This window comes from Nocardiopsis deserti (genome assembly GCF_008638355.1).
GTDB classification, from domain to species: Bacteria; Actinomycetota; Actinomycetes; order Streptosporangiales; family Streptosporangiaceae; genus Nocardiopsis; species Nocardiopsis alborubida.
Genome location: NZ_ML703350.1, coordinates 103,736 through 115,302 on the forward strand (window position 1 = coordinate 103,736; position 11,567 = coordinate 115,302).

The 11,567-nt window shown below is 74.2% G+C and carries 8 protein-coding genes; 7 read left to right on the top strand and 1 reads right to left on the bottom strand.

Annotated features, from left to right (window positions below):
* Positions 1-118 precede the first annotated feature (118 nt).
* From FYW99_RS07790 to FYW99_RS07805, 5 genes are all read left to right on the top strand, one after another.
* Positions 119-625: an Rv3235 family protein gene (locus tag FYW99_RS07790; protein WP_150251304.1), complete on the top strand. Its 507-nt coding sequence runs from the start codon at positions 119-121 to the stop codon at positions 623-625.
* 281 nt (positions 626-906) lie between these two features.
* The gene (locus tag FYW99_RS07795; protein WP_150251305.1) at positions 907-2,805 is read left to right on the top strand and encodes an alpha/beta hydrolase family protein; all 1,899 of its coding nucleotides are present in this window, start codon (positions 907-909) and stop codon (positions 2,803-2,805) included.
* A gap of 481 nt (positions 2,806-3,286) precedes the next feature.
* Entirely contained in the window at positions 3,287-4,291 is a 1,005-nt protein-coding gene (locus FYW99_RS07800) for a C40 family peptidase (protein ID WP_150251306.1), read from the top strand.
* A 198-nt stretch (positions 4,292-4,489) separates the two neighbouring features.
* A complete protein-coding gene (locus tag FYW99_RS31710) occupies positions 4,490-4,663 on the top strand; it encodes a hypothetical protein (protein ID WP_190394583.1) in 174 nt (57 codons plus the stop codon).
* 201 nt (positions 4,664-4,864) lie between these two features.
* Complete coding sequence (locus FYW99_RS07805; RefSeq protein WP_150251307.1) at positions 4,865-6,517, top strand: glycosyltransferase family 2 protein; 1,653 nt, start codon at positions 4,865-4,867, stop codon at positions 6,515-6,517.
* A 311-nt stretch (positions 6,518-6,828) separates the two neighbouring features.
* Here FYW99_RS07805 and pstS read toward each other — a convergent pair whose 3' ends face one another.
* Positions 6,829-7,974 (bottom strand): phosphate ABC transporter substrate-binding protein PstS, encoded by a 1,146-nt coding sequence (gene pstS, locus FYW99_RS07810; RefSeq protein ID WP_150251308.1) that lies wholly within the window; start codon positions 7,972-7,974, stop codon positions 6,829-6,831.
* A gap of 213 nt (positions 7,975-8,187) precedes the next feature.
* Here pstS and treY point away from each other — a divergent pair, with 213 nt between their 5' ends.
* Positions 8,188-10,572 carry a malto-oligosyltrehalose synthase gene (gene treY, locus FYW99_RS07815; protein WP_150251309.1) on the top strand — a complete coding sequence of 795 codons (2,385 nt, stop codon included), beginning with the start codon at positions 8,188-8,190 and terminating at the stop codon, positions 10,570-10,572.
* Between the two features lie 72 nt (positions 10,573-10,644).
* A complete protein-coding gene (locus FYW99_RS07820; protein WP_150251310.1) occupies positions 10,645-11,532 on the top strand; it encodes a putative RNA methyltransferase in 888 nt (295 codons plus the stop codon).
* The last annotated feature ends 35 nt before the right edge of the window (positions 11,533-11,567 follow it).

Sequence of the window (11,567 nt, forward strand, 5' to 3'; positions counted from 1 at the left end):
CTGTGCCGGAGGTCGCAAGAAAACCCCGAAACCTGGAATGCCAGCTGGCACGGGCAAGGTGGCGGCGCCTCTGTGCAGGGCGAAGGCGGAACGTCATCCTCCCGGAAGGGACCTGTTCATGTCGTACACCCCTCACCGCCACCCCTGCCCCCGGCCCCTGTGCGCCCACGGCGAGCCCGCGTACCACCGCCCGGTCCGCACCCCCGCCCGCACGCCCCTGCCCCCGCGCCACGCGCCCGCGCGCCGGTGCGGGTCCCCGCTCCTGGCGGGCCACCGCACGCCCGGCCCCGTGCACCTGCTGGCCCAGCGCATGGCGGAGGTCCTGGTCGGCCGCCGCACCCCCGAGGCGCTGCGCGACCAGGTGACCGTCCCGGTCCGCGAGGAGCTGCGCCGCCTGCGGGGCACGGTCTCCTGCGAGCTGGCGCCGCGGCTGACGCAGGTCTACCACCAGCCCGTGGACGCCGACGGGGTGGAGGCCAACGCCGTGATCCGCTGCGACCGCCGCTCCCGGGTGTTCGCCTTCCGCGCCCGGCGTGAGGAGGACGGCCGGTGGGTGTGCACCCGGTTGGAGACCGACGGCACCGTGCGCCGCCGGGGCGGGATGCCGGTCGAGCCGACCGGGTGAGACCCGCGCGCCGGGCCGCGGGCGGGCGTCCCCCGTTCGCCCGCGACCCCAACGGAGTGGGCCCGGACGGACGAAAAGCACCTGGATTTCCGCCGAGAAGCCCGGATAAGGTCCCCCTGGGGTGATCTCCGGACCGGAGCGCTGACCCCCGTCTTCGAACGGCGGCGCCCGACGCGGCCCGACCGTTCCCGGCACGCGGTGGTCCCGGACGAGGGGCCCACCGCCAAGCGAAAAGGAGGGGGCGGTCACGGCGCTCCCCGCGCCGGGGCGGCCATCCGTGTATGAAACCTGCTGACATCGCCCACCTGCACAGCATCGGCGCGCCCACCCTGTCCCCCGACGGCCGCCGCGCCGTCTTCGCCGTGACCCGGCCGGACCTGGAGGAGGACGCCTACGTGGGCTCCCTGTGGTCCGTGCCCACCGACGGCTCCGCGCCGCCCGCCCGGCTCACCCGGGGCACCAGGGACAGCGGCCCGGTGTTCTCCCCCGACGGGCGGTGGATCGCCTTCCTGCGCCCCGACGAGGACAAGCGCCCCCAGATCCACGTCCTGCCCGCCGACGGCGGCGAGCCCTGGAGGATCACCTCCCACCCGCTGGGCGCGGGCGCTCCCCGCTGGAGCCCGGACTCCACCCGGATCGCCTACACCGCGCGTGTCCCCGACCCCCACCGCTACGTGGACCGTGAACCGGGCAAGGAGCCGCCCCGGCGCATCACGCAGCTCAAGTACCGGCTGGACGACCTCGGTTTCGGCAACGACCGGCGCGCGCACGTGTTCGTCTCCGCGCCCCTGGACCCCTCGGGCGAGGCGGGGGAGCCGGTCCGGGTGACCCGGGGCGACTTCGACCACCGGTCCGTGTCCTGGAGACCGGACGGCACCGAGCTGGTCTTCGCCGCCGCGCGCCACGCCACCCGCGACACCGACCTGGTGGAGGACCTGTGGGCGTGCGCGCCGGAGGAGGGAGCCGAGCCGCGCCGGGTCACCGCCGGGAACCTGGACGCCGCGCAGAGCGACTTCTCCGAGGACGGCGCCACCGTCTACTTCCTCGGTGACGAGCTCGGCCCCGACCTGAACGACTTCGTGGGCCAGACCAGCGCCCTGTGGTCGGTGCCCGCCGACGCCTCGGCGGCGCCCGTCCGGCTGACCCCCGCCCAGAACCCGCGGATGGCCGGGGGCCCCAGGGTCACCGGGCGCGGCCTGCTCGGCCTGGCGGAGAACAGGGGCGCGGTGGACCTGGTCCTGGTGCCCTTCACGGGCGGCGAGCCCGAGACCGTCGTCGGCGGACCGGTGCAGGTCCAGTCCTTCGACAGCGCGGGCGGCGTCACCGTCGCGGTGGTCGCCGACGGCCGCAGCAGCGGCGAGCTGGTCCTGGTCGGCGACGGGGGCACGCGGGCGCTCACGGGGTTCGCCGGTGCGCTGGACCCCCTGCCGATGACGGAGCTGACGGCCCGCACCGCCGACGGCTACCCCGTGCACGGGTGGGTCACCGTGCCCGAGGGCGAGGGCCCGCACCCGGTGGTGCTGATGATCCACGGCGGCCCCTTCGCCCAGTACGGCCACCAGCTCTTCGACGAGACGCAGGTCTACGCGGCGGCCGGGTACGCCGTGGTGATGTGCAACCCGCGCGGCTCCTCGGGCTACGGGCACGAGCACGGCCGGGCCATCATCGGCTCGGTGGGCGCGACCACCGCCACCGACGTGCTGGCCTTCCTGGACGCGGCGCTGGAGGACGAGCGGCTCGACTCCTCGCGGGTGGGCGTCATGGGCGGCTCGCACGGCGGGTTCATGACCACCTGGATCGCCGCCCACCACGGCGAGCGGTTCCGGGCGGCGATCAGCGAGCGCGCGGTCAACGCCATCGAGAGCTTCCACGGCTCCTCCGACATCGGCTCGTTCTTCCCCGGGCCGCTGTACGGGCCGCCGCAGACCTGGGCCAAGGAGAGTCCGCTCACCTACGCCGACCGGATCGACCTCCCGTTCCTGATCATCCACTCCGAGGAGGACTGGCGCTGCCCGGTGGAGCAGGCGCAGCGCCTGTTCGTGGCGCTGAAGCTGCGCGGCCAGGAGGCGGAGATGCTGCTCTTCCCCGCTGAGGGGCACGAGCTGTCGCGCTCGGGCCTGCCGAGCCACCGCGTGGCCCGCTTCGAGGCGGTCCTGGACTGGTGGCAGCGCCACCTGTGACGCGTGCCGGGGCGGGGGCGTCCCCCGCCCCCTTCCGGTGGTTCGCGTGATACACGCCACTTTCTCGGCGGTCATTACCCTGTTTTGGGGCGGCTCCAACGGGGAGAACTAGGACCCGTCACGGCCGCTCGGGCGGGCTTTCCGGGCCTCTTGTTATGGAATCGCTGGTCAGAGGGTTGCCCAAGGGAAGGTAACGAAAGGGTCGCGACTGGTCCTGGTGGTGGATTAGTGTTCCCTCAGGCCGGAACGCCCCCGTTAGTCACCACCAGGGTGACGGTGTCCGGTTTCCGTTGCACTCTCGCTCACGAGCAGTTCTTTCCCAGGAGCAGAGGCCACCGCAGAACGCCGGCACACCTCCCTCGGCCCCCTCGAGCGCCGCCCGCCGGGATCCCCCTCACCGCATCCCACGCGCCCTTGCCACGGCGCGTCCTCGGGATGCCCTGCGCTGGTAGACGGGTGTGGGAGAAAGGCAGTCGGTCCCTTGACTCGCAACCCCGAGCCCGGAAGGCGCAGCAGGCGCCGTGTCGCCACGGTCGGCTGCGCCACCCTGGGCGCCGTCGTCCTGTCCTCGGGCGTCGCCTTCGCCGAGCCCACCCCTGAGGAGGCCCGCGAACGCTACGAGCAGCTCCAGGAGGAGCTCTCGACGCTGAACGAGGCCTACAACCAGGCCGAGGAGGACCACGCGGCCGCCGAGGCCGAACTCGAAGAGGTCGAGGAGCAGCTCGCCAGGGCCCAGGAGGAACTGGAGGCCATGTCCGACACGGTCGCCGGGATCGCCCAGACCGCCTACACCGGGTCCACGCACAGCCTCTTCACGGTCCTGTTCGACGGCGACCCGGACGCGTCGCTACAGAACATCGCCGACCTGAACTTCCTGTCCATGGGGCAGGACGCCGTCCTGGACGACTACACCGCCCAGGTGGAGCGCGCCGAGGACCTGCGCGACCAGGCCGCCGAATCGGAGGAGGACGCCTCCACCGCCCTCTCCGAGGCCGAGACGGCCCAGGAGGAGGGTGAGACCGCCCTGGACGAGCAGGCCGAGGTCCTGGAGAGCCTGGGCGGGCAGGACCCGACCGCCTCCGAGGCCTCCACGGGCGGCGGTGGTGAGGCCGTCGCGGCCTCCGGCGACGTCCAGGCCGTCCTGGACTTCGCCCGCGCCCAGATCGGCAAGCCCTACGTCTGGGGCGGTACCGGCCCCGACGGCTACGACTGCTCGGGCCTGGTCCAGGCCGCGTGGGCGCAGGCGGGGGTCAACCTGCCCCGCACGACCTACGACCAGGTCAACGCCGGCACCCGGGTCTCGCGCGACGAGGTCCAGCCCGGGGACCTGCTGTTCTTCTACAGCGAGTCCTCGCCCAGCCACGTGGGGATCTACTCCGGCAACGGCAACATGATCCACGGCTCCAACCCGTCCAAGCCGCTGGAGGAGGTCTCCCTGGCCGCCTACTGGGACAGCGTCTTCACCGTCGCGGTCCGCGTCGGCTAGCGGACCGGCCGGAACCGTTGCCGGTGAGACCTGAGGGCTTTGACCTGCGATGATCTTGTACTTATAGCTGATGTCGATGTTCCAGACGCGCTATAAGTACAAGATCGCGCCGGAGGGGGCTGATCGACGCACCCTTCCCGGCGGCGGGTCGGGGACGCGGGTTCCGGTCGGCGGTGCGGCCCGCGTATCCTTCCGCCCATGGGACGTCTCGTGTTCAGGGTCGCGGCCGGGATCGCGGTCGTCATCGCCTTCTTCTGGGTCCTGTCCGTGGTGGTCGGCCTCCTGGTCTGGCTCCTGATGGTCGCCCTGGTCGTGGGCATGGTCTACCTCGGCGTCCGGATGCTCAGGGCGCAAAGCGGCCACGACCGCTGACCGCGCGCCTTCTGTCGGGGACGCGTCGCCGAACCTCGTGCGGCGCGTCCCCGCCCGTGTGCCCGGTCCGCTCGCGGCGGGCCCGTTTCCTGACACATGGGCGAAGGCCTCCGCGGTGAAGCCGAGTGAGGGTATGGTTACTATGTGTCACTGAATAAGCACGTAGGGTCCCATGTTGACGGAGTGTCTCACCGTGGCCGGGTGGAACGCGTCCTCACCCGCGTCTTCCGCAACGACTGGAGTGCGCTGACACCGCCCGACATCGGCCGCTGGACCCCCGACCTGCGGGTCAGCGTCGTCATCCCGGCGCGCGGCGGTCAGCGGCGCCTCGACCTCGCCCTGGCCTCCCTGGCCGCGCAGACCTACCCCGAGGACCTGATGGAGGTCGTGGTCGTGGACGACCACTCCTCCCCGGCGCTGCGGCTGCCCGACCTGCGCCCCGCGCACTGCCGCCTCCTGCCCGTTCCCGACGGCGGCTGGGGCGCCGGGTACGCCCGCGCCTACGGCGCCCACTCCAGCACCGGCGACGTCCTGCTGTGGATGGACGCCGACATGGTGGTGTGCCGCGAGTTCGTCGAGGCCCAGGCGCGCTGGCACCACGTCCACGCCGAGGCCGTCACGATCGGCCGCGTCCGCTTCGCCGACACCGGGCCCCAGAGCCCCACCGACGTCCTGGCCCTGGCCCGCACCGACGCCCTGCACAGGACCCTGGACACCGGTCGCCACCACGCCTGGGTCGAGCGCGTCCTCACCGGGAGTGACGGTCTGCGCGACGCCGACCACCTGGGCTTCCACGCCTACGTCGGCGCGGCGGCGGCCGTGCGCCGCAGCCTCTACGAGGCCGCCGGGGGAGTGGACCCCGACCTCGACCTGGGCCAGGACACCGAGTTCGGCTACCGCCTCTGGCAGGCGGGCGCCGTCCTGCTGCCCGAACCCGCCGCCACCGGCTGGCACGTGGGCCGCGCGGGCACCGCACGCACCCGGCTGCCCTCCGAACGCTTCCGCACCGAGGTCCTCGCCGAGTTCATGCCGCACCCGCACGCCTACCGCGAGCGGGTGCCCGCCCACCGGCGCCGCATCCCGCTCGTGCACGTCGTGGTCGAGGTCTCCGGCGCGCCCTACGACCTGGTCCGCGGCTGCGTGGACCGGCTCCTGGACAGCGCCGAGACCGACCTGGCCCTCACCCTGGTCGCCGACTGGGAGGGCGCCGAGGAGGAAGGGACCGTACGCCGAACGCGGCGGCTGCGGGCGGTGGACGGCCAGGCCCGGCGGGACGTCGGCGGACCCCACCTGGACCTGCGGCTGATCCAGGCCAACTACCTGCGCGAACCCCGGATCTCCTTCGCCACGTCCGCGCCCCGCACCGGTTTCCCCTCACCGTTCCTGCTCCAGGTCCCGGTCTCCTGGGGACTGGGGCAGGTGGCCCTGTCGCGACTGCTGGCCAGCGCCGAACGCGCCCGCGCGGGACTCACCGAACTCTTCCCGGCCGCCTCGCCCACCCGCGACGCCGGGGTGCGACTGTGGCGCACCCGCGCGCTGGCCCGGGCCCTGCGGGTGTGCGAGGAGGACGAGGACCTGGGCGACGTGGTCGCCGCGCTGCACGGCCGCTACCGGATCCACGCCGGGGAGGAGACGCTGACCGACCTGTCGCTGTACCGCTCGGTGCCGCCGCCCCCGCGTACCGAACCCGAACCGGTGGAGGTGTCCGCCCCGCCACCGCAGGCCGGGGCGGGGGAGACCGGCGCGGGGGAGTGCGGGCCGGGGCAGGAGGGCACCGGCGCCGCGCGGTCCGGCGGGTGGCTGCGCTCGGGATGGGAGCGGGCCCGCCAACGGCTGCGCCGCGAGCGCCGCTGACCGCCTCCCGGGGTCCGACCGCGACCGGGCAGATGGGGGAAGACATCGACCAGGAGAGCGGGCGGACCCCGCCGGACGCCCCGCATCCCGAGGATGACCGAGGGCGACACGGCCAGTACTCAAGGTACCGGACGCTTTACGCACAACGGGCACGCCGCCCATGCGACGTGCCCGTGACATCCGTTCCCCGTTCGGGCGGCGCGGCCCGGGGTCGTCTCACGCGCGGCCCGGTCCCCGCCGCGCGGTCCCCGGCCGCGGACCGGACCCGGGCCCGCTGCGTCAACGCGTCACCGCCGGGCGGGCGCGACCCCTCAGTTGACGGCGGCGATCGACTCCAGGAGCTTCTCGCGCAGGGCGTCGCTGACCGGGGCCGACCCGGTCTCCTCGGAGGCGGCCGACTGCCCCTCCGGGCTCACCACGTAGCGCAGGAAGGACTTGACCCGCTCGGCCTGGGCGTCGTCGGGGTAGTCCAGGCACACGACCTCGTAGCTGACCAGCACCAGCGGGTAGCTGCCAGCCTCGGTCGTGCCGTAGTCCAGGTCCAGCGCCAGGTCGTACTCGCTGGGGTTGTCCTCGCGCTGCGGCGACTCGGCGACCACCTGGGCGGCGGCCTCGGGGGAGATCTCCACGAACTCGCCGCCGACGCCGATGTCCACCGTGGACATGCCGTGCACGTGCGACATCTCCACGTAGCCGATGGACCCCTCGGCCCGCTCGACCGTGTCGGCGATACCGCTGTTGCCCTGCGCCGACTCGCGCGGGGTGAGCGGCCACTGCCCGCTCGGCTCGTGCGGCCAGGCGTCGGCCGCCGCGGCGCTGAGGTAGTTGGTGAAGTTCTCCGTGGTTCCCGAGTCGTCGGAGCGGTTGACCGGGGTGATCGCCATGTCCGGCAGGTCCGCGTCCGGGTTGTCCTCGGCGATCTCGGGGTCGTTCCAGCGCGTGATCTCCTGGTTGAAGATCTTGGCCAGCGTCTCCGGGCGCAGGTTCAGAGAGTCCACGCCCTCCAGGTTGAACACCACCGCGATCGGGATCACGTAGGCGGGCAGGTTGACCACGTCCGAGCCGCCGCACCGCTCCCTGGCGTCGGCGTTCTCGTCCGGGTCCATCGCCGCGTCGGTCCCGGCGAAGGCCACCGCGCCGTCGATGAACTGGCTGCGCCCGCCGCCCGAACCGATCGAGTTGTAGTAGACGCGCGCGTCGTCGCAGGCCGACTGGTAACCGGCGATCCAGGTCGTCATCGCGTTCTCCTGGGCGCTGGAACCGGCTCCCGAGAGGCTGCCGGAGAAGCACTCCAGGTCCTCGGGAACCTCCGGCGCGGCGCTGTCCGGAACGGCCTGGTCGCTGCCGCAGGCGGTCACTGCCAGCAGCAGGCCGGCCAGCGCGGCCGACGCGGCCCCCCTGGAGGCCCCGCTGTGGCGGAGGACGCCGGTCTTGATGCGCTTGTTGGACGGGAGCACGACTGCTTCTATCCCCTTCGTCGGTGTCGGTGGTCCTGGTCTGCGTTCACCGCCGCGCGTCCCCGAACGGGAGCGTCGTCGCTGGTGATGGAGCACCGCCGAAGAATTTAACCACCGGCGGACCGCCACCCCCAAGGCGACCCCCTGTGGCATGGCGCTCACGCGGACCGGCGTGCATGACACGCGGACGGTACGGGCACGGGTAGATGCGTGATGAGCACGCACGACACGTCCACCGCTCCGACGTCAACCTACCGCCTCCAACTGCGCCCCGGGTTCACCCTGGAGGACGCCGCGGACCTGCTCGACTACCTGGACCGCCTGGGAACCGGGGCGGTCTACCTGTCCCCGATCCTCGCCGCCGCGCCGGGCTCCCAGCACGGCTACGACGTGGTCGACCCCGCCCGGGTCTCGCCCGAACTGGGCGGGGACGCCGCCCGCGAGGCCCTGGCCGCCAAGGCGCACGAGCTGGGCCTGGGTGTGGTCGCCGACATCGTCCCCAACCACGTGTCCGTGGTCCGCGCCGACACCAACCGCTGGTGGTGGGACGTCCTCGCCCACGGGCGGGACTCGGTGTACGCGCGCTGCTTCGACATCGACTTCGACGCGGGTCCCCTGCTCATCCCCGTGCTGGGCGACGACGGCGACGGCGGGCGGGCCGCCCTGGCCGACCTCGTCCTCGCCGACGGCTGCCTGGCCTACCACGACAAGCGCTACCCGCTCGCCCCCGGCACCCACGAGCCCGGAGACCCCGTCGACCGGGTGCACGAGCGACAGCACTACCGGCTGGTGTCCTGGCGGCGCGGCGACAGCGAACTCACCTACCGCCGGTTCTTCGACGTCAGCGAGCTGGCCGCCGTGCGGGTGGAGGAACCCGGCGTCTTCGACGCCACCCACGCCGAGGTCCTGCGCTGGGCCGGACTCGGCCAGCTCGACGGGCTGCGGGTGGACCACGTGGACGGGCTCACCGACCCCGGCGGTTACCTGCGCCGCCTCACCGAGCGCTTCGGCGGCTGGGTGGTCGTGGAGAAGATCCTCGCCCCCGGAGAGAGCCTGCCCCAGTCCTGGCCGGTCGCCGGGACCACCGGGTACGACGCCCTGCGCGAGGTCTGCGGCGTGTTCGTCGACCCCTCCGGTGAGGCCGATCTCACCACCCTCGCCCTCGATCACGGGGTGGAGGTGGACGTCGACGAGGCCGACCTGCGGGCCCGCCGCCACGCCGCCACCGAGCTGCTGCGCGCCGAGGTGCGGCGGATCGCCGCCCTGCTGCCGCCCCGCCCCGACCGGGGGCGGGAGACCCCCTCGCCCGAGGCGGTGCGCCGCCGCGAGGAGGCCGTCGCCGAGCTGCTGTGCGCCTTCGACGTGTACCGCTCCTACCTGCCCGAGGGAGAGCGCGACTGGGCCCGGGCGGTGGAGACCGCCGCCGGGCGCCGCCCCGACCTGGCCCACGACCTGGAGGCCGTCGACCTGCGGGTGCGCCGCGACCCCCGGGGCGAGGCCGCACGGCGCATCCAGCAGACCAGCGGGATGGTCGTGGCCATGGGCACCGAGAACACCGCCTTCTACCGCACCACCAGGTTCGTCGCCCTCAACGAGGTGGGCGGCGACCCCGCCGACTTCGCCGTCACACCCCGGGAGTTCCACGACGGCGCGTCCCGCCGCGAGGCCGCCCGGCCGCACACCATGACCACCCTGTCCACGCACGACACCAAGCGCTCCGAGGACGTGCGCGCCCGCCTGGCCGCCCTGTCGGAGGTGGCCGAACCCTTCGCCGAGGCCGTGCGCCGCTGGACCGGGCGGTGCGCCCTGCCCGAACCCGCGCTCAACCTGCTGGGGTGGCAGACCCTGGTCGGCGCCTGGCCGATCGGGGAGGAGCGCCTGGCCGACTACCTGCTCAAGGCCGCCCGGGAGGCGCGGCTGGGCACCTCCTGGACCGAGCCGGACCCCGACTTCGAGGACCGCGTCCGCTCCTGGCCCGGGCGGGTGCTGGGCGACACGGCCCTGCGCGGGGAGGTGGCCTCCGTGGTGGAGTCGGTGCGCGGGGCCGGGTGGAGCAACTCCCTGGGGCAGAAGGCCGTGCAACTGCTGGGCCCGGGCGTCCCGGACCTGTACCAGGGCACCGAGCTGTGGGACCTGTCCCTGGTGGACCCCGACAACCGCAGGCCCGTGGACCACCAGGCCCGCGCGGACCTGCTGACCCGGATCGAGGACGGGTGGCGCCCGCCGGTGGACGCCACCGGCGCGGCCAAGCTCCACCTGGTCCGCACGTGCCTGCGCGCACGCCGCGATCTGCGCCCCTCGGGGTACCTGCCGCTCACCGCCTCCGGTCCGGCCCGGGAGCACGCCCTGGCCTTCGCGCGGACCTCGGCCGGAGCCGACCGGCCCGACCTGGCGGTGATCGCCACCCGGCTGCCGATCGGGCTGGCCGACGCCGGGGGCTGGGCGGACACGGTCGTGGCGCTGCCCTCGGGGCCGGGGGCGTGGACCGAACGGCTCACGGGCCGGACCGTGGCGCCCGACAGCGCGGACGGGCTCACCCTGGCGCACCTGGCCGCGGTCCTCGACCGGTACCCGGTGGCGGTCCTGACCCGGGAGTGAGGGCCGCCACCGGCGAGGACGGGGCGCCGCGGCGCCCCGGCTGGCCGGAGCACGGGTAGGCTTGCCGCGATCATGGCGCGCACGGACACCCCACACACCACCGGCCCCCGACTCCGCATGCCCGCGGCCGTCGCGGCGGCCCTGGCCTGCCCCTCCTGCGGGCGCGGGCTCGACCAGGGCGAACGCGGGCTCTCCTGCGGCGCCGGGCACAGCTTCAACGTGGCGCGGGAGGGGTACGCGAGCCTGCTCACCGGGGCCACGCCGCCCGGGACGGGCGACAGCCGGGAGATGGTCGCCGACCGCCTCCGGTTCCAGGAGGCGGGGCACCACGCCCCGATCTCCGACGCGCTGGCCGCCGCCCTGGCCCGCGAGCTCACCGCGCCCGCGCCGCTGGTCGCCGACATCGGAGGCGGGACCGGGCACCACCTGACCCGGGTGCTGGAGGCCCTGCCCGAAGCCGTGGGGCTGACCGCCGACGCCTCCAAGTTCGCCGCCCGCAGGGCGGCCAGGGCGCACGAGCGCGGCGGCGCCGTGACCGCCGACGCATGGCGGGGCCTGCCGCTGCGCAACGGCTCCGCGGACGCCCTGCTCAACGTGTTCGCGCCGCGCAACGCCGCCGAGTTCCACCGCGTCCTGCGCGCCGACGGTGTGCTGCTGGTCCTCGCCCCCGCCGCCGACCACCTCGCCGAACTGCGCGGGCCGCTGGGCCTGCTGGAGGTGGACCCGCGCAAGGACGAGCGCCTCGCCGACTCGCTGCACGGGCACTTCGCCCCCGCCGGGACCGAGGACCTGCGCTTCACCATGGACCTGGACCACGCCGACGCCGCGACCGTCGTCGGCATGGGGCCCAGTGCCCGCCACGTCGGCGCCGAGGACCTGCGCGCCCGCATCGCCGCCCTGCCCGAACCGACGGCAGTCACGGCGTCGGTGCGCCTGCACGCCTACCGCCCGCGCCGCTGAGCGAAACGGGCAGGCCCGGGCAACACCGACAGCCG